The 19,609-nt window shown below is 64.6% G+C and carries 14 protein-coding genes; 8 read left to right on the top strand and 6 right to left on the bottom strand.

Annotated features, from left to right (window positions below):
• Positions 1-36 precede the first annotated feature (36 nt).
• The 4 genes from CIT39_RS32515 to CIT39_RS32500 all read right to left on the bottom strand — a co-directional run bounded on the left by CIT39_RS32515 (position 37) and on the right by CIT39_RS32500 (position 6,525).
• Complete coding sequence (locus tag CIT39_RS32515) at positions 37-867, bottom strand: MlaD family protein (RefSeq protein ID WP_094976253.1); 831 nt, start codon at positions 865-867, stop codon at positions 37-39.
• A 145-nt stretch (positions 868-1,012) separates the two neighbouring features.
• Entirely contained in the window at positions 1,013-3,232 is a 2,220-nt protein-coding gene (locus tag CIT39_RS32510; RefSeq protein WP_094976254.1) for an acetate--CoA ligase family protein, read from the bottom strand.
• A 301-nt stretch (positions 3,233-3,533) separates the two neighbouring features.
• Positions 3,534-4,145 (bottom strand): class GN sortase, encoded by a 612-nt coding sequence (locus CIT39_RS32505; protein WP_094976255.1) that lies wholly within the window; start codon positions 4,143-4,145, stop codon positions 3,534-3,536.
• Positions 4,146-4,263: 118 nt separating this feature from the next.
• Positions 4,264-6,525, bottom strand: coding sequence for a marine proteobacterial sortase target protein (locus CIT39_RS32500; protein ID WP_094976256.1), 2,262 nt, complete (start codon positions 6,523-6,525; stop codon positions 4,264-4,266).
• Positions 6,526-6,711: 186 nt separating this feature from the next.
• On the opposite strand from CIT39_RS32500, the gene CIT39_RS32495 reads away from it, so the two are divergent.
• Positions 6,712-7,482: a helix-turn-helix domain-containing protein gene (locus CIT39_RS32495; RefSeq protein WP_094976257.1), complete on the top strand. Its 771-nt coding sequence runs from the start codon at positions 6,712-6,714 to the stop codon at positions 7,480-7,482.
• 76 nt (positions 7,483-7,558) lie between these two features.
• Here the strand turns inward: CIT39_RS32495 and CIT39_RS32490 are convergent, their stop codons facing one another.
• The gene (locus CIT39_RS32490; RefSeq protein WP_094976258.1) at positions 7,559-8,782 is read right to left on the bottom strand and encodes an ABC transporter substrate-binding protein; all 1,224 of its coding nucleotides are present in this window, start codon (positions 8,780-8,782) and stop codon (positions 7,559-7,561) included.
• Positions 8,783-8,858: 76 nt separating this feature from the next.
• On the bottom strand, positions 8,859-10,409 hold the full coding sequence (locus CIT39_RS32485; RefSeq protein ID WP_094976259.1) for an acyl-CoA synthetase: 1,551 nt from the start codon (positions 10,407-10,409) through the stop codon (positions 8,859-8,861).
• A gap of 265 nt (positions 10,410-10,674) precedes the next feature.
• Between CIT39_RS32485 and CIT39_RS32480 the strand changes: the two genes are divergently transcribed.
• The 7 genes from CIT39_RS32480 (at position 10,675) to CIT39_RS32450 (ending at position 19,544) form a co-directional block, all read left to right on the top strand.
• The gene (locus tag CIT39_RS32480; protein WP_094976260.1) at positions 10,675-11,811 is read left to right on the top strand and encodes an acyl-CoA dehydrogenase family protein; all 1,137 of its coding nucleotides are present in this window, start codon (positions 10,675-10,677) and stop codon (positions 11,809-11,811) included.
• Between the two features lie 170 nt (positions 11,812-11,981).
• Positions 11,982-13,145: an acyl-CoA dehydrogenase family protein gene (locus CIT39_RS32475; protein ID WP_094976261.1), complete on the top strand. Its 1,164-nt coding sequence runs from the start codon at positions 11,982-11,984 to the stop codon at positions 13,143-13,145.
• Positions 13,145-13,801 (top strand): glutathione S-transferase family protein, encoded by a 657-nt coding sequence (locus CIT39_RS32470; protein WP_094976262.1) that lies wholly within the window; start codon positions 13,145-13,147, stop codon positions 13,799-13,801. Before CIT39_RS32475 ends, CIT39_RS32470 begins: the two co-directional genes overlap by 1 nt.
• A 176-nt stretch (positions 13,802-13,977) precedes the next feature.
• Positions 13,978-14,778 carry an AraC family transcriptional regulator gene (locus tag CIT39_RS32465; protein WP_094976263.1) on the top strand — a complete coding sequence of 267 codons (801 nt, stop codon included), beginning with the start codon at positions 13,978-13,980 and terminating at the stop codon, positions 14,776-14,778.
• Between the two features lie 198 nt (positions 14,779-14,976).
• A complete protein-coding gene (locus CIT39_RS32460) occupies positions 14,977-15,843 on the top strand; it encodes a beta-keto acid cleavage family enzyme (RefSeq protein ID WP_094976264.1) in 867 nt (288 codons plus the stop codon).
• A 114-nt stretch (positions 15,844-15,957) separates the two neighbouring features.
• Entirely contained in the window at positions 15,958-17,574 is a 1,617-nt protein-coding gene (locus CIT39_RS32455) for an acyl-CoA carboxylase subunit beta (protein WP_094976265.1), read from the top strand.
• Positions 17,571-19,544 carry an acetyl-CoA carboxylase biotin carboxylase subunit gene (locus CIT39_RS32450; RefSeq protein WP_094976266.1) on the top strand — a complete coding sequence of 658 codons (1,974 nt, stop codon included), beginning with the start codon at positions 17,571-17,573 and terminating at the stop codon, positions 19,542-19,544. Before CIT39_RS32455 ends, CIT39_RS32450 begins: the two co-directional genes overlap by 4 nt.
• Positions 19,545-19,609 lie beyond the last annotated feature (65 nt).

The raw sequence follows: 19,609 nt of genomic DNA, 5'->3' as shown, positions 1-19,609 counted from the left end.
CCGCGCGCGCAAGGGCATCGTGCGCTGCGCGTCATTCTATCGCTTCTGCTGTGCAGGTTTGCGCGGCGGGCGCGGCGCGGCGGCGGGCGTGGGCGTCCCGCTCATCTTGTTGGCGGCCTCGCTGACGTCGAGCAGCGAGCGACGGATGTCCTCGAGGTAGCCGGCCGATTTCTTCCTCATGGTGTCGGCAAGCTCGTGCAGCCCCTGTATCTTTTCGAACAGTTCGTCGGCCTTGCCGTCGACGAAGCCGGGCACTGCGCCCTCGATCTTCGTGACCGCCTTGTCGAAGCCCGCGAAGGCGCTGTCGACCTTGGCCATGACGGAGTCGATCTCGCCGCCCTTGCTCCGGAGGTCGGCGGTGTAGTCCTCGAACGTGCGCAGGCCTTCCTTGATCGCGGGGGCGTTGCTGACGATCGTGCGGTCGACGCTGTGCAGGGTGTCGACGATGGATTCGGCGTCGCTGAGGTCGGCGGTCAGCACGGGGACGCCGTCCGCGTCCAGCGGCACCGGCGGCGCGGAGGGCGCGCCCCCGATCAGCGAGATCGCGGCAACGCCGGTGAGGCCCTGGAACTCGATGCCCGCCACGGTGTCCTTGCGGATCGGCGCGGTGTTGTCGAGCATCACCAGCGCCACGATCCTGCGCGGACTGTCCAGCTTGATCGACAGGATCTGGCCCGCGGGCACGCCGTCGAAATTGACCGGTCCGCCGCGGCGCAGCCCGGAGGCCGAGCCGCCCTCGAATACCACGCGCAACTGGCTGCGGCTCTGGATGGTGCGCCATTTCTGCAAGCCGAGCACGCCGCCGAACGCCACGGCGATCACCGCCAGCGTCGCCGTTCCAATCACCAGATGACTCGCGCGTGCCATGCGGGAGGTTTTACGGCCAAAGCAGGGAAGTTGGAAGGAGTTCGCGATGTTAAGTGGGGCGGGTTAGCGAAGCGTAACCCGCCGCCTTCTTCTCCCCCCGCAGCGGATTACGCTGCGCTAATCCGCCCTACGGGTTTTTGGCGCCTCAATGCCTGGCCGCGCGTTTTGCCGCGGCGTTGTTGAGGACGATCAGGGCGTCGACCGCTACGCCCGTCCTGGTGTTGATCAGGAACGGGTTGATGTCGATCGAGGCGATCCGGTCGCCGGCATCCGCGATCAGATTGGACAGGCCGACCAGCGCCTTCACCGCGGAGGCTTCGTGCAGGGCCGGCTTGCCGCGATAGCCGCGCAGCTTGATGCCGGCCTTGGTGCGGCCGATCAGGAGCCGCGCCTCGGCCTCGTCCAGCGGCGCACCGGCGAGCGCGACGTCTTTCATCAGCTCGATGTCGATGCCGCCGGTGCCGAACAGCACGACCGGCCCCATCTCGGCATCGAGCGAGGCACCGACCACGAGCTCCAGCTCGGCCTTGACCTGCTGTGCAATCAGGATGCCGTCGAGCTTCGGCTTGCCCTTCAGCTTCGCGACCCGCGCGGTGATGTCGGCAAACGCCTTCTTCACCTCGGCGGCGCTGTTGAGGTTCAGCACCACGCCTCCGATGTCGGACTTGTGCAGGACCTCGGCGCTGACGAGTTTTGCCACGACCGGAAAGCCGATCTGCTTGGCGATCTTCACCGCCTCGGCCGCCGTCTGTGCGATCGCTTCCTTCGAGATCGGAATGCCATAGGCCTTCAATAGCTTCTTCGAGGCGACCTCGTCGAGCGCGGCACCGCTGGCGGATTTCAGCGCCTTTTCCAGCACGGCGCGCGCGGCGGGTTTCGAGCTCGAGACGATATCGGGTACCTCCTTGCGCAGCCTGGCATAGTCGAGCAGCGACTTGATTGCGGTCACCGCGCGGTCCATGCCCTGCATGACCGCGAGATGCGGCAGCGACTTGCGCAAGGATTTGGTGAACTCGGTGAAACCGATCGACATCGCGCTGATATAGATCACAGGCTTGCCGCCCTGGCGCGCCATCTCGTCGACGATGCGCAAATTGCGCTCGCGCAGCTCGTGCGGAGCCTTCGGCAGCTCGGCATCGACGATGACGATGTCGATATCCGGATCGTCGATCATCAGCTTGATCGACTTCATATAGACCGAGGGATCGACCACCGCGGCAAAGCCGGCATCGAGTGGATTGCCAACGATCGAGCCCGGCCCGAGCATCTTCGCCAATTCGGCGCCGACATGCGGGCTCAGCGGTGCAAAGTTCAGGCCTTCGGCATAGAAGGCATCCAGCAACATGCCGCGCTTGCCGCCCGACAGCGTGACGGCGGCGAGCCGGTCGCCCTTGGGCACGCCGGAATGAACGAAGCACTCGGTGGTCTCGATCAGCTCGTCGAGGCCGCCGACCCGGATCACGCCTTCGCGCGTTGCTACGGCGTCGAACGTCTCGATCGAGCCCGCGAGCGCGCCGGTGTGGGCCATCGCCGCGGCACGGCCGCCTTCGGAGGCGCCGAGCTTGAGCGCGATCACGGGCTTGCTCGCGGCGCGCGCCGCCTTGCAGGCGTCACGAAAAGCCTTGGTGTTGCGCACGCCCTCAAGATAGACGACGATCACCTTGATGCTCGGGTCCTCGGCGAAATAGCGCATCAAGTCCGGCGTCTCGAGTCCGGCCTCGTTGCCGGTCGTCACCATGTAGCCGACACCGACGCCGCGATCTTCCAGCGCCTGGCGGATCGCCATGACGATGGCGCCGGACTGCCCGGCGATTGCCACCGCACCCTGCTCCATGGTGACGATGCGGTCGTCGATGTTGGTGAAGAGCTTTTCGCCAGCGCTCAGATTGCCGAGGCAATTCGGGCCGGTGACGGCAAGGCCCGTCTCGCGTATCGCCGCTTTCAACTCGGCGGCGAGCTTCTGGCTTTCCTCGTCTTGCAACTCGCTGAAGCCGGAGGTGACGATGGTGGCCGACCGTGCGCCGGCTGCCGCAGCGTCGCGGATCACCTGCACCGCAAACCGCGCCGGCACCAGCACCAGCACGTGGTCCGGCTTCTCCGGCAGGCTCGCGAAGTCCTTGTAGCAGGGCACGCCCCAGATGGCTTCCCGCTTGGCGTTGACCGGGTAGAGGCCGCCCTCGTACCCGTACTTGATCAGATTATTCCAGATGCGTTCGGCATAGTTGCCGGGCTTGTCGGTCGCACCCACCAGCACGATGTTGTGCGGGTGCAGCATGGCGTGGATGCCCTTGACGATGTCTCCGGCGTCGGGCGATGGAGACCAGGGGCGCGGAGAAACCGATGCGGCGGGCACTTGAGCTTCCATGCGCTTCCTTCGCTTCTTGTTATTGTTGCAACGCGTTGCCGCGCGCTGGCTTCGGGGCTGATCGTGGCCGCTCCATGCCGCGAGACGGAATGGGCAGGATGCGACGACTAGGCTAGCATCACGAGACTTTTGGCGAAAGTACGAACGGTCCGGCAAGATGCCAGGAAACCGTGACCCTCATTCTCTCAAATCGTAATCGTGCCGCTGCTGTCCATCGTGGTGCCGACCCTCGATCGTCCCGACACGCTTCGCCACGCGCTCGCGACCATGGCGTGCCTGCCTGCGCATGCAGATTGCGAGTTCATCGTTCAGAACAATGGCGGCAATCCCGAGATCGCGAAGATGGTCGCAGATCTTCGATCAAGGTGGCATGCAGCACATAGCGTTCCGGGCCGGACGTGACGGCGTCGAACGGCCAACAGGTCGCGAGCACGAGTTCCACACCCTGCGTCGAGGGATCGATGCCGGACGTGTCGAAACGGACAACGGCCGAAGAATCCGCCCGATAGCGAAAATGCCTGCCGTCGCGGCGCGTGATCTCAAGCACGTCACCGACGGCGACATTCCGCAGGAAACGGAAATGTGTGTTGCGATGCGCTGCGTATACGGCAACTCCACGCTCACCGGCATCAACCGTTTGCTGGATATGGCCCGGCCCGAAGGCGAGCGCCTGGCCGCTGGTGCCTTCCAGCACGATCGCGCTGGCGCCGATCCGCTTCACCTCGATCCGCGCGACCGGCCAGGTGTCGGCCCATGCCCACGGTTTGACCGGCTCGCCCGTCGCAAGGCTCTTGTCGAAGGCGCGCTCAAGCAGCACCTGCGCCAGCCACGCCTTGGCGTGGATGTAGGCGCCGTCGCCAACCAGGATGAGGCCGATCAGGGCCAGAGTCAGGGGAAATAAGAGGCGGGGCATGGCATGGACTCTCGTCGCTTCGCTCGCCGCGATGACAGTACGAAAAAGGCGCGCGCGGCCGTTGGTATGGGACGGGCAGCCGCGCGCGCTAACAGAGGAGTTCGGGGAGGCTCCTCTCTCAAGCGGCGTCGATGAGCAAGAGCCGACGCCGGTTGAACACGAACAGGGTTAAGGCGAGCACGATCAGGATCAGGCCTGCGATCATCTTCAGCTCGGCTGAGGTTGCCGTCTTGGGCAGACGGATCGCATCAGGCGCTGCGGGTGCCGGACGCCGCGCCGCCGGTGCGGTACGCGCATCGGCATGCCGTTCGCGCAACTGCGCCGGGATCTGCGGCCGTTCGCCGAACACCTTCTCGAAGTCCCAGCCGGCCGGCAGGTTGATCGGCAATTCGCTGAGCTTGAGCGGCGCGCCTTCGGGCCGGCTCGGCGTCTTGTCGACGGCGACAAGGCTGGTCAGGCGCGTGACGATCTGATGGTCGAGCGCCAGCGCCAGGATCGCCTTGTCGGCCTCCTCGGGCGCGAGCTCCCGCATCGCGCGCGCCACTTCGGCGTCACCGATCTTGCGCTTGGCCCAGAGTTTCGACAGGCCGTTGCCTTCGGCGGCATCTTGCAGCGGCAGCGTCACCGACCATGGACGATCACCGACGCGCCCCTTGATCTCGAGCGAGCCTGCGAGCTTGTCGAGCCTTGCCGCCAGCACCAGCGGCTCGTCGCGATAGACGTCGGGGATGATCGCCGGGGTGACGTCGGCCCTGGCCTCGGAGAATTTCGCGGTGAGCCCGGTCACGGCCGGATTTTCGAGCTTGGCGAACAAGCCGCGCATGCGCTCCTCCACCTGCTCGACGGATCCGATATGGGTGAAGGCGCCCCGGCCGAGCTCGGCGGCGCGTGTCATCAGATAGGTGTTTGGCGTCGACCCGATGCCGACCATGAAGACGCGCGAGCGGCCGCGCATCGCCGTGATGGCTTCGAACAATTGCTGCTCGTTGCCGATTGCGCCGTCGGTCAGGAAGACGACCTGGCGAACCATGCCGGTGTCGCCGAGCTTGTCGGCCAGCGCGGCGCGCATCGCCGGCACCATCTCGGTGCCGCCGCGCGCCTGCAACGCGCTCACGAACGAGGTTGCCTCGCCGACATGGGCGGCGTCTGCCGGGACGGAGGTGGGAAACAGCAGGTCCATGGTATCGTCGAAACGGATGACGTTGAAGCGGTCGGTCGGCTGGAGCCGGGACAAGGCGTAAGCGAGGCTCGCCTTGGCCTGGACGATCGAGGTGCCGCCCATCGACCCCGAATTGTCGATCACGAACACGACCTCACGCGGTAGCGGCTTTTGCGCCGTCTGCTCGGCGCTGGGCGGAGTGACGAAGGCCAGCAGATAGTCGGCATCGCCGACATGTTCGCGGAACAGGCCGACCGACGGCGCCTTCTCGGCGGCGGGCTTCCAGGTCAGCTCGAAGTCGCGGTCCGCCGGAACGGCGCCATCGGCGAGCGTGACGACACGCGCCATGTTGTCCGGGCTCTCGATCTTGACGTTATGGTGATGACTCCTGACCTCGCCGAGCGCGAAGCCGGCCTTCAGGCGCACCGTGATGCTGGTCGGATTGACCGGTGCATTCCTGGCGGGATCCAGCACAGTCGGCGAGATGCGGTCACGGTCCGGCACGGGGTCCGAGGTCGCCGCGCCCCAGCCCGATCCGTCCTTGCGGAAGTCGACGCTCTGGACGATCGGCGCCGGATTGTAGCGCGGTCCGACCACCAGCGGCAGGCGCAGTGAATATTCGTTGCCGGATTGATGCACCGACTCCTGATATTCGATCTGCACCAGCACGGTCTCGCCAGGGCCGATATTGGCGACCGAATTGGTGAAGATGTTCGGCCGTTCCTGCTCGGTGAGTGCCGCCTTCTGGCCGGCGCGGCGTGCCTCTTCGTAGATCACGCGGGCCTGCTGCCGTTCCTTGATATCACCGACGATGACGCGACCGCCGACCACCATCTTCAGCGTATCGACGGCGCCGTCGGTCGCGAGCGGATAGACATAGGTTGCCTCGACCCAGTCCTTGGTCGGGTTGCGGAAGATTTGGGTGACGCGCGCGCGCAGCGTCGGGCCGGAGACCGTGATGTCGATGTCGGTGCCGAGGCGGATCGCTTCGGTGGTGGCGCCATCCTCCTTCAGGAGCAGGGAGCCGGACTTGGCGTCGCCGGGCTGAAGCAGGCTCGCCTGCTCGATCGTTGCGGACCAGCTGGTCCCGAAACTGACCAGCAGGGCCACGAAGGCCATCAGCATCACCGCGACGCCTTGCGCGAGAAGAAACAACCCGAGCTTGATCAGCGCCTTCAACATGGGGTGCTCTTCGTTGTCGGCCGTATCGTAGCTGTCCATTGGTCTGCTCCCGGAGGGACGTTTGCTGGCTTTGAGCTTTCGCCGGGAGGGGTCGATTTCGCGAGCAGAATGATCGGTCATGTTCCGCCGCGGCCGGCCCGGGCAAGCCGCCGCGGGGCGCTCATGTGCGGTTTTGTGCTGGTTTGTCCGCCCTGCTAGAGTGGCCGTGCTGGAGCAGGGCTAGCGATGCAGATGCAGGACAAGATCACCGACAAGCAGCTTTCGGACGAGCAGAGCCGCGAGATCGCCGAGACCATTCGCGAGGAGCTCGCCAGGCGCCGAATCTCCCGGCAGACGCTGGCCGAGCAGGCCAAGCTGAGCCTGTCGACGCTGGAGAAGGTGCTCGGCGGCCGGCGACCGTTCACGCTGGCGACGACGGTCCGGCTGGAGCAGGCGCTGGGCGTCTCCTTGCGCAACAACCCGGTCGTGGCGGCGCCTCAGGCCGCCAACGATGTCGCCCCTGACAGCCTCGGCTCCTATGCGCATCGCGCCGTGACCTGGCTCGAGGACGTCTACATCACCTTGCGGCCGTCCTTCGGCGACAAGGACGCAATCTTTGCGTACCGCACCGAGATCGTCTGGGAGCCGAAGGTCTCTTCGCTGGTCTTTCGGGAGGGCGATCGGACCGATGCCGCCTACGAGCATACCGGCGAGGTTGCCGTCCCGCATCAGTCAGGCTTCATCTACCTCGTCATCATCAAGCACGGCCAGCATCGCGTGATCACGGTGTCGCGGCCGACGGTCGCCGGCGAGATGTACGGAATCATCTCGACGCTCCGCGCCGGCCCTGGCTCGCAGTTGACGCCGATCGCGGCGCCGATCGCCTACGTGCCGCTGAAGAACATCTCGAAGCCGTCGCTGGGACGAATCGGCTCCGATGATGCAAGCTACGAATTATATCGAAAGCACCTGCGCCGCACAGTGGAGGAGTCTTTCGCGTTCTTCGTATCGGGATAGCTCGCATTTGCGGGTGCAAAAAAAATAGCGGCCCTTCGGCCGCTATTTCGTCGAGATCGGTTCGCCGGCCGCGACCTTAGCCGCCAGTTTCGGCGCTGATGATATCGCCGAACAGCTCCCATTGCCCCTTCTTGAAGCGCCACATCTTGAGCTGCTCGATCGGGGCGAAGTCGGTCGCGGATGTGTTGATCTTGATGCCGGGGATCAGCGTGTCAGGCGCGAAGTCCTTGAGGCTGGCGGCCTGCTTCATCACGTTCTCGCGGGTGAGATTGTCACCTGCTTGCTTCAGCACCTGCACCATGGTCTGCGACGCGGCGTAGCCATAGGCCAGGTTGGCGTCCGAGATGTTGGCGCCGGGCATGTATTTGTCGATGAACGCCATGAACTTCTTCATGCCCTCATCGTCTTTCCACTGGGGATCCGAGGGGTCCTTGAGGTAGCCCGCCGAGAGCACGCCCTCGGACGCTTCCAGGCCGGCCGGCTTCATCACCGCGCCGATCGAGACCGAGACGTCGGTCATCAGGTGCATCGGCTTCCACTCGAGCTCGGCGATCTTCTTGATCGCCTGTGCCGCGAATTTCGGGGTTGCGATGTTGACGAAAACGTCAGCGCCGGTGCCCTTGAGCTTGACGATATGGGCGTCGATCGAAGGCTCCGACGTTTCGTAGCTCTCTTCGGCAACGATCATCTTGGACGCCTTGTCGCCGAACACCTCCTTGATACCTGCGAGGTAGTCCTTGCCGAAATCGTCATTGGCATAGAAAATCGCGACCTTGCCGTCCGGCTTTTCCTTCAGGATGTACTTGGCGAAGATCTGGGCCTCGACCCGGTAGCTGGGCTGAAAGCCCATAGTCCAGGGAAAGTTCTTCGGGTCGTTCCACTTGCTGGCGCCGGTGGCGAGGAACAGCTGCGGTACCTTCTTGGCATTGTGATATTTCTGCACGGCTGTCTGGGTCGGCGTGCCCAGCGCGTTGAAGATCAAAAATACCTCGTCGCTCTCGATCAGCTTGCGGACCTGCTCCACGGTCTTGGGTGGCGAATAGCCGTCGTCATAGGAGATCCAGTTGATCTTGCGGCCGTTGATGCCGCCCTGGTCGTTGATCATCTTGAAATAGGCTTCCTCGGTCTTGCCGATGATGCCGTAGGCCGAAGCGGGGCCGGAATAGGCCTCGACATTGCCGATCTTGATCTCGGTATCGCTGGCGCCGGTGTCGTATTTCTTCTGCGCGAAAGCGCCCTGGTTGGAGAGCAATGTCAGGGCAGTTGCCGCGGCGAGCAGGACGAGTTTCTTGTTCTTCATCGAAATTCCTTGGGGTTTCTTGTTGGATGGAGCAGGCACGTCAAAAAGAAAATGCGCCCGCGAGGGGCGCTTGGGGTCAGGCGTTGGCGACTTTCTTGTCGACTTCGGAAGTGACTGAGAAGTCCTTGCGCAAGGTCGGCTTGTGGATCTTGCCCGTGGCGTTGCGCGGCAGCGCTTCGACGAAGCGGATCTGGCGTGGGCATTTGAAACGCGCCAGATTGGCCGCACAATGCGCGATGACATCGGCCTCGGTCAGCTTTTGTCCCGGCTTGACCGCGACAATGGCAAGGCCCACTTCACCCCATTGCGGATCGGGAAGGCCGATGACTGCGGCTTCCGCGATCGCGTTGAGCTGGTGCAGGACGTTCTCGACCTCGGCCGGATAGACATTCTCGCCGCCGGATATGTACATGTCCTTCCAGCGGTCGACGATGTAGTAGAAGCCCTCTTCGTCGACGCGCGTCGCATCACCGGTGTGCAGCCAGCCGTCGGTGAAGGAGGATTTGTTCGCCTCGGGTCTGTTCCAGTAGCCCGGCGTGATGTTGGGTCCCTTGACCCAGAGCTCGCCAAGTTCGCCGACATCGGCATCGGTGCCGTCGGGCCGCACGATCCGCACCTCGGTGTGCAGCACCGGTTTGCCGGCGGAGCCGGCCTTCCGCGCCGCATCCTCGCGGTCGAGCACCAGAACCGCCGGCGAGGTCTCGGTCATGCCGTAACCCTGCTGGAGCGCGACGCCTCGCGCCTCCCAGACTTTCAAGAGTGGCACCGGCATCGGCGCACCACCGACACCGCCGACGATCAGCCGGCCGAGATCGGTCGTCGCGAAGGCGGGGTGTTGCGCCATGAACTGGTAGATCGCGGGCACGCCGAAGAACACGTTGATGCCCTGTGCGGGATCGTTGATCAGGCCGAGCGCGGCGCCGGGATCGAACGCGCGCATGATCATCACGGTGCCGCCGGCGTGCAGCACCGGATTGGTGTAGCAATTGAGCCCGCCGGTGTGGAACAGCGGCAGCACGGTGAGCAGCACCGAGGCCGGCCCGATGCAGGCGGGGCCGCCGAGATTGACGCAATTCCAGAAGGTCATGCCATGGGTGATGGTCGCGCCCTTCGGATGTCCCGTCGTGCCGGACGTGTACATGATGGTCGAGACGTCATCGAGTGTGACCTGCTCGATCGTCTCAAGCGGCCTTGCGGCCGCGATACCGGCCTCATAGGACCCGTCGGGGCCGAGCAGCAGGCTGGTTGCGATGCCGCACCGCTTTGCAACAGCAAGGGCGGTCTCGGCGAGATCGGTGTCGTGGATCATCACCTTCGGCGCGCAGTCGGCGGTGATGAACTGAAGCTCGGGGACGGTGAGGCGGGTGTTCAGCGGTACGAAGATCGCACCGAGGCGCCCGCAGGCGAATTGAACCTCCAGCGTGTCGGTCGTATTCAGCGCCAGCACCGCGACGCGGTCGCCGCGTGAGACGTTCAGCGTGTGGCGCAGGAACGAGGCGAGGCGCGAGACGCGGGCGTCAAGCTGCGCATAAGTGAAACGGCGCTCGCTCGCGAGGTCGATCACCGCGACCTTGTCAGGCGTGCGGCGGCCATGATGAACGATCCAGTCGTAGTAACGAACGGCCAAGAATTCCTCCCTCGGCGGCTGGTGCCGCCTGCATCCCAATTGTCGTGCACCATGCCCGGCGTGGCCTCGGGGCCAGCCGGAGTTGGTGCATCGACGTCTTTTTTGATTTGGAGTTGGCGCGCGAGGGGTCAAAATCGTCTTGCGTTGAGTTGCTAGGCCAGAGCCTGCGCCGAAGTGGTTCGCCGGTCAGCCACTCTGCGCAAGTGAGCCGCCGATGTTCCGGCCATGGTGAGCGAGACGAATCCGTCCGCGAGGCGAGACTGCGATGAAGAGCCCGTTCTATACCGCCGAGCACGACGCCTTCCGCGACATGATGCGCCGCTTCGTCGAGAAAGAGATCACCCCGCTTGCCCATGAATGGGACGAGGCCGGCGAATTCCCGCGCGCGCTGTACCGCAAGGCGGCCGAGATCGGCCTGTTGGGGTTGGGATTCCCCGAGGAATATGGCGGGATCGCCGCGGACCAGTTCATGAAGATCGTGGCCAGCCAGGAACTGGCGCGGGCGGGCGCCGGAGGCGTCAGCGCCAGCCTGATGAGCCACACCATCGGCTCGCCGCCGATCGCGCGGGCTGCGCGACCCGAGGTGAGGGCGCGCGTGCTGCCGCAGGTGCTGTCGGGCGACAAGATCTCCGCCCTCGCGATCACCGAGCCCGGCGGCGGCTCCGATGTTGCGAACCTCGCCACAAAAGCGCGGCGCGACGGCGATCACTACGTCGTGAGTGGCGAGAAGACCTTCATCACGTCAGGGATGCGGGCCGATTATCTGACCGTTGCGGTGCGCACGGGCGGCGAAGGTGCCGGCGGCGTCAGCCTCCTCCTGATCGAGGGCGACACGCCCGGCCTGTCCAGGACGAAACTGAAGAAGATGGGGTGGTGGGCCTCCGATACCGCGACGCTGCATTTCGACGCATGCCGCGTGCCGGCCGAAAATCTGATCGGCGAGGAAGGCCAGGGATTCAAGATCATCATGCAGAACTTCAACAGCGAGCGCATGGGCATGGCGGCAGGCTGCACCGCCTTCGCGCGGGTCTGCCTCGACGAGGCGATCGCCTATGCGAAGGAACGCAAGACGTTCGGCAAGCCGCTGGCACAGCACCAGGTCATCCGCCACAAGATCGTGGATATGGCGCAGAAGGTGGCTGCAAGTCAGGCGATGCTGGAAATGCTGGCGTGGCGGCTCGAGCAGGGCGAGAGCCCGGTTGCGGAAATCTGCATGATGAAGAACCAGGCGACGCAGACCATGGCCTTCTGCGCCTCGGAGGCCGTGCAGATTTTCGGCGGCGCCGGTTTCATGCGCGGTATCAAGGCCGAGCGCATCTACCGCGAGGTCAAGGTCAACGCCATAGGCGGCGGCACCGAGGAGATCATGAAGGATCTGGCAAGTAGGCAGATGGGGTTGTGAATGTCTCCTCCGTCACGCCCGGGCTTGTCCCGCCTGCGCGGCCGAAGCCGCTTCGGCGCGGCGAAGTCCCGGGCATCCACGTTCTTGCTACCGCGTGACGAAGGCGTGGATGGCCGGGACAAGCCCGGCCATGACGAGCACATCAGAGATATCGAGAGCTGAGTCGACAAATGCTATTCACCGCCGACCACGACGACATCCGCCGTTCCCTGCAAAAATTCATCGCCAATGAGATCAACCCTCATGTCGATGACTGGGAGAAGGCCGACATCTTCCCCGCGCACGAGCTGTTCAAGAAGATGGGCAGCCTCGGCTTCCTCGGCCTGAACAAGCCCGTGGAGTTCGGCGGCTCGGGCCTCGATTATTCCTATGCGCTGATGATGGCCGAGGAGCTCGGCGCCATCACCTGCGGCGGCGTGCCGATGGCGATCGGGGTGCAGACCGACATGGCGACGCCGGCGCTGGCGCGATTCGGCTCCGACGAGGTGCGGCGCGAATTTCTGGCACCCTCGATCTCGGGCGATTTCGTCGCCTGCATCGGCGTCTCCGAGCCCGGCGCGGGCTCCGACGTCGCCTCGATCAAGACCCGGGCGCGCTCCGATGGCGACGATTACGTCATCAACGGCGGCAAGATGTGGATCACCAACGGCACCCAGGCGGACTGGATCTGCCTGCTCGCCAACACCGGTGACGGGCCCGTTCACCGCAACAAGTCGCTGATCTGCGTGCCCATGAAGAGCAAGGGCGTCACCATCGCCCGCAAGCTCGACAAGATGGGCATGCGCTCGTCCGACACCGCGCAGATCTTCTTCGACGAAGTCCGTGTGCCCAAGCGCAACCGGATTGGCGAGGAAGGCAAAGGCTTCACCTACCAGATGATCCAGTTCCAGGAAGAGCGGCTCTGGGGCGCGGCCGCCTGCCTGAAGTCGCACGAATACATCATCAACGAGACCATCGAATACACCCGCAACCGCAAGGCTTTCGGCCAAAGCATCCTCGACAACCAGGTCGTGCACTTCAAGCTGGCGGAGATGCAGACCGAGGTCGAGCTGTTGCGTGCGCTGATCTATCGCGCCGCAGAGCAGCTGGTCGCCGGCGAGGATGTGACGAAGCTTGCGACCATGGCCAAGCTGAAGGCCGGCCGGCTCGGCCGCGAGCTCACCGACGCCTGCTTGCAATATTGGGGCGGAATGGGCTTTACCAACGAGACGCCGGTCAGCCGCGCCTATCGCGACAGCCGCCTGACCTCGATCGGCGGCGGTGCCGACGAGGTCATGCTGATGGTCCTGTGCAAGATGATGGGCACGCTGCCCGGCAGCAAGGGAAGTTCCTGATGATCACGCTCTATCACTGCGACGCCGCGCGCTCGTTCCGTCCGCTCTGGATGCTGGAGGAGATGGGGCTGCCCTACGAACTGAAGATGCTGCCGTTCCCGCCGCGGGTCTTCGCCAAGGAATACCTCGCACTCAATCCGCTCGGCACGATTCCCTTCATGGTCGACGGCGAGAGCAAGATGACGGAGTCCTCCGGCATCTGCCACTATCTCGGCATCAAGCACGGCCGGACGCCGCTGATGGTCGGCCCCGAAGATCCCGCCTATGCCGCCTTCTTGAACTGGATGTATTTCAGCGACGCCACGTTAACCTTCCCGCAGACGCTGGTGCTCCGCTACACCCAGCTCGAGCCGGAAGAGCGCCGCAACCCGCAGGTCGCCGGCGACTATGCAAAATGGTTTCTGGGCCGGTTGCGCGCTGTCGAGGCAGCGACGGCCAATGCTGAAACATTGTGCGCCGGCCGCTTCACCGCCGCCGACATCGTCATCGGTTACGCGCTTCGGCTGGCCGACAATATCGGGCTCGCCAAGGATTTCGGGCCAAATGTCGCGGCCTATTGGGCGCGCCTGCAGCAGCGCGACGGCTACAAGCGCGCGGTTGCTGCGGAGCAAAAGGCCGGCGCCGAGCAGAATGTTGCACCGCGCGCGAGGGCTTAAGCCTTCGCGCAGGCGGGGATTGCTGTCTGATGACGGTTCGGGGCGGCCTCGTCGCCGTCCTGAACTGATATTGTTTTGCGCTCCATGATAGCGCTATCGCGCCGTGACAGCGCCCAAATTTCCGCTAAGGTGACCTCCGTCCGCAGCGGCCATAGAGCCGCGCGAGGAGGATCCCAATGGAAGATAAAGGTCGCGAATCCGACCATCTGATGCTGATCACGCCGGAGCGGGTATTCTATGCCGGTCTGCTCGGTCGCCCTCGCAAGCGGACCCCCGGCTGCTGTCACATCTACGTTGCGGTGAAAGGCAGCCTGCATCTGACGATCGACGACGTCCAGAGTTCGGACGAATTGATCGTGACCCTGCCGAACCAGCGCCACACCATCGCCAGCGACTATCGCACCGTCATCAGCGTGACGCTGGAGCCGGAGAGCATGCCGGATGGCGTGATCGAGGCCTTGGCCGAGCGGCTGCGAGGGCCCGACAAGGCCGCCTATTCCCGCAAGATCCTGGCCGCCTACGCGCTGCTGCGCCAACGTCGCTACGGCGACATCACCACCGCCGAGTTCGACGAGATGTGCTTTGGCGAGGCATTGCCGCGCCGCGTGCTCGATCCTCGCGTGATGCGCGCGGTTGCGCGCATCGGGCGCTTCTCCGGCGAGCCGGTGACGGCGGACACCTGCGCAGCCGAAGCGGGCCTCTCCGCCTCGCGCTTCCTGCATCTGTTCAAGGAAGAGACCGGCATCTCGTTCCGCTCCTTCCGCGCCTGGAAGCGCGCGCGGCATCTGCTGCACTTCGCCAATCAGGATCTCAACCTAGCCCATCTCGCGCAGGACATCGGCTATCCCGATTCCACGCATTTCAGCCATTCGATCCGCCGCTTCTACGGATTGAAGCCCCGCGCGATCTTCGTCGGCTCGCGCGACCTTGCGATCTACCGCAGCACCGAGACGGTGGGGCTCGCGGAGGCGAGTTGACGTCGCTGCCGTAGGGTGGGCAAAGCGGAGCGTGCCCACGCATTTCTTGCGATCGAGAGAGATGGTGGGCACGGCGCTACGCGCCTTTGCCCACCCTACGAATTCGTCGTTTTTTCCAGCTTCTCCGCGCAAGAAGCCGCATGCCGCGCATCACATGATCGCAGCCGTTGAATTCTCAACGTGCGAGACATTTTTGGCATGAGCGACAAGGCCGTCATCACCTGCGCGCTGAACGGCGTGCTCACCGACCCCAAGCAGCACAACGTGCCGGTCACGCCCGAGCAGATGGCGCGCGAGGCCAAGGCTGCGTTCGATGCCGGCGCATCCGTCATGCACATCCATCTGCGCCAGCAGGCGCCTGGAAAGGGTCACCTGCCGTCCTGGGAGGTCGCCGTCAGCAAGGAGATCCAGCAGGCGATCCGCGAAGCCTGTCCCGGCGTGATCATCAACCACACCTCGGGTGTGTCAGGGCCGAACTACTCCGGCGCGCTCGACTGCATCCGCGAGACCAGGCCTGAGATCGCCGCCTGCAACGCCGGCTCGCTGAATTACCTGAAGGTCAAGGCCGACAACAGTTGGGCCTGGCCGCCGATGATGTTCGACAACGCGGTCGAGAAGGTGAAGGACTATCTCGACGTCATGAACGCTGTCGGCACCATCCCCGAGTTCGAATGTTTCGACGTCGGCATCGTTCGCTGCGTCGGCATGTACACCCAGGTCGGCATGTACAAGGGACCGCTCGAATATAATTTTGTCATGGGTGTCGCTTCGGGAATGCCTTCGGACCAGGAGCTGCTGCCGATCCTGATCAAGCTGAAGCGTCCCGAGGCGCATTTTCAGGTCACGGCGATCGGCCGGGAGGAAATCTGGCCGCTGCACCAGCGCTGCGCCGAGCTCGGCGGCCATTTGCGCACCGGTCTCGAAGACACCTTCTATCTCGCTGACGGCAAGAAAGTGACCTCGAACGGTCAGCTCATCGAGGCGATCGCCGCCTGCGCAAGGCGCGCGGGCCGCGAGATCGCAAGCCCCGCCGAGGCGCGGAAGATCTTTGGGACGAACAGGTAAGGTATCGCCTCACCCGTCATTGCGAGCGAAGCGAAGCAATCCAGAGTCTTTCCGCTGAGGCAGTCTGGATTGCTTCGTCGCTTCGCTCCTCGCAATGACGATTGGGATCAAGTCATGTCCATTCTGGAAAACACCGTCTCCACCGGTAGCGCTGCCTACCACGCCAACCGCGACGGCATGCTCGGCCTGATCGATCGCATGCGCGCGCTCGAAGAGCGCACGCGCGCGGCGTCGGCCGCGGCCAAGGATCGCTTCCACAAACGCGGGCAGCTGCTGCCGCGCGAGCGCGTCGCGCTGGTGCTCGATCCCGGTGCGCCCTTCATCGAGCTGTCGACGCTCGCCGGCTACATGTTCGACGTGCCGGATGCCGGCAAGAGCGTGCCCGGCGGTGGCGTCGTCGCCGGCATCGGCTTCGTCTCGGGCATCCGCTGCATGATCAGCGCCAATGATTCCGGCATCGACGCCGGCGCGCTGCAGCCTTACGGCCTCGACAAGACGATCCGCGTGCAGGAACTGGCGCTGGAGAACAAGCTGCCATACGTGCAGCTGGTCGAAAGCGCCGGAGCCAATCTCTTGCGCTACCGCGTCGAGGATTTTGTTCGCGGCGGCAATATCTTTCGCAATCTGGCGCGGCTTTCGGCCGCGGGCCTGCCCGTCGTCACCGTGACACACGGTTCCTCGACTGCGGGCGGCGCGTACCAGACCGGCCTGTCCGACTACATCGTCATGGTGCGCGGCCGGACCCGCGCTTTCCTCGCGGGCCCGCCGCTGCTCAAGGCCGCGACCGGCGAGATCGCGACCGAGGAAGAGCTCGGCGGCGCCGAGATGCACACGCAAGTGTCCGGCCTTGGCGACTACCTTGCCGAGGACGATCGCGATGCGTTACGCATCGCCCGCGAGATCATGGCGGCGCTGGAATGGGAACGGCCAGGCAAGCCGGCCCGGGAATTCAAGCCGCCGCGCTACGACCAGGATGAGCTGCTCGGCATCATGCCGATAGACCACAAGCGCTCCGTCGACATGAAGCAGGTGATCGCGCGCATCGTCGACGACTCCGACTTCACCGAGATGGCGCCGAATTACGGTCCCGCCACGGTCTGCGGCCATGCCCGCGTCGAAGGCCAGGCGATCGGCATCATCACCAACAACGGTCCGCTCGATCCCGCCGGCGCCAACAAGGCGACGCATTTCATCCAGGCGTGCTGCCAGACCCGCACGCCGATCCTCTACCTCAACAACACCACCGGCTACATGGTAGGCCGAGCCTATGAAGAAGCTGGCATGATCAAGCACGGCTCCAAGATGATCCAGGCGGTGACCTCGGCGACGGTGCCGCAGATCACGATCTATTGCGGCGCCTCGTTCGGTGCCGGCAATTACGGCATGTGCGGCCGCGGCTTCCATCCACGCTTCTGCTTCTCCTGGCCCAACGCAAAGACGGCCGTGATGGGCGGCGAGCAGGCCGCCGAGACCATGGCGATCGTGACCGAGGCTGCCGCAGCCCGCCGCGGCAAGCCGGTCGAGAAGGAAAAGCTCGACGCCATGAAGGCGCAGATCATCGGCGTATTCGATGGCCAGATGGACGTGTTCTCGACCAGCGCGCGCGTGCTCGATGACGGCGTGATCGATCCGCGCGACACCCGCGCGGTGCTCTCGGAAGTCTTGGCCATCTGCCGCGAGGGCGATGCGCGGACGCCGCAGCGCATGCAGTTTTCGGTGGCACGCCCATGAGGAACGGATCAGTGCAGCACCGGCCGTTCTCCAGGGTCCTGGTCGCCAACCGCGGCGAGATCGCGCTCCGCGTGATGCGCAGTGCGCGAAAGCTCGGGCTTGGTGTCGTTGCGGTGTATTCGGATGCGGATCGGGATGCGCTTCACGTGAAGCAGGCCGATCAGGCCGTGCGCATCGGCGAAGCCTTGCCGGCGCAGTCCTATCTCAACATCCCCGCGATCATCGCCGCGGCGAAAGCGAGCGGCGCGGACGCGGTTCATCCTGGCTATGGCTTTCTCGCCGAGAACGAGGACTTCGCGCAAGCCTGCAAGGAGGCCGGTCTCGTCTTCATTGGTCCCTCGCCGCAGGCGATCGAGGCGATGGGCAACAAGGCCGGTGCCAAGGAGATCATGAAGAAGGCCGGCGTTCCCTGCGTGCCCGGCTATCAGGGCGCCGAGCAGGGCGACGAGGTCATGCTCGCTGAGGCCAGGAAGATCGGCTTCCCCGTCATGATCAAGGCGGTTGCCGGCGGTGGCGGCCGCGGGATGCGGCTTGTGACAGAGGCAGCGTCGTTTCCCGATGCGCTGCGCAGTGCGCGGTCGGAGGCGAAGGCGGCGTTCAGCGATGCCACCGTGATCCTCGAACGCGCAATCCAGAATCCCCGCCACATCGAGATTCAGGTGTTCGGCGACAGCCACGGCAACGCCGTCCATCTCGGCGAGCGCGACTGCTCGGTGCAACGGCGGCACCAGAAGCTGATCGAGGAGGCACCGTCACCGGCGGTCACGCCGGAGCTGCGCGCGAAGATGGGTGACGTTGCGGTCGCTGCGGTCAAGACGCTGCGTTATGAGGGAGCCGGTACGCTGGAATTCCTGCTCGATGCCAGCGGCGCATTCTACTTCATGGAGATGAACACCCGCCTCCAGGTCGAGCACCCCGTGACCGAAGCCATTACGGGGCTCGATCTGGTCGAGCTGCAGCTGCGCGTCGCCCGCGGCGAAGCGCTGCCGGTGAAGCAGCAGGACATCAAGTTCACCGGCCATGCCATCGAGGTGCGGCTCTGCTCGGAGGATGCCGGGCACGACTTCATGCCGCAGTCGGGCCGCATGGCGCTTTGGCGGGTGCCTGAAGGCTTCCGCGTCGAGCACGCGCTGCAATCGGGCTCGGAAATCCCGCCATTCTACGATTCCATGATCGCCAAGGTGATCAGCTATGGCCCCACGCGTGAGGAGGCGAGGGGACGGCTGATCGTCGGCCTGGAGCAGCTCACCGCTTTCGGTGTGACCACCAACCAGGCGTTCCTGATGTCCTGCCTGCGTCATACCGGGTTTGCCAAGGGCGAAGCGACGACAGCCTTCGTCGGCGCGCATCGCGACGAGTTGCTGGCACCGCGGACAGATGCCGTATTCGATACAGCGCTGGCAGGCCTGCTGCTCTACGTCACCAACCCGCGCGCGCCGTCATGGCGGTGTGGCCGCAGCCTGTCGGCGACGTTTCCCCTGCCGGCGAAGATCGAGATCGCCGGTCAGACCTACGAACTCGAAGTCACGCGCGAGCGCGATGGTGGCTACACTGTCGCCAGCGACGGCCGGCAAGACACATTCGAAATTGATCAACTCGATTCCGACGCCATCCGCTTTCGCCACGACGGCGTGATGGACAGCGCAAAGTTCCTGCGCGACGGCGATCGGCTTTACTTCCAGCACCGAGGCATCCCGCTCGCGGTCACCGATCTCACGCTCGCCGCGCCGAAGGCCATTGCCGCCAATGGCGGTGACGGCAAGGTGCGCGCCGCCATGAACGGGCGCGTCGTCGCCGTACTGGTCAAGCCGGGGGAATCTGTCAAAGCCGGCCAACCGGTGCTGACGCTGGAAGCGATGAAGATGGAGCACGTCCACAAAGCCGGCATCGACGGCGTGGTCGCCGCGATTGAGGTCGCTGAAGGCGAGCAGGTCACCACGGGCAGGATCGTCGCCGAGATCGGAGCATAGTCGGCGCCACGAGCTCCGAAATGGTAGGGGAAAGGCGCAAAGCGTCAGGCGCAACTTCGATATTC

Source organism: Bradyrhizobium symbiodeficiens (assembly GCF_002266465.3).
Lineage (GTDB): Bacteria > Pseudomonadota > Alphaproteobacteria > Rhizobiales > Xanthobacteraceae > Bradyrhizobium > Bradyrhizobium symbiodeficiens.
This window is presented reverse-complemented; position numbering and strand designations above follow the sequence as displayed.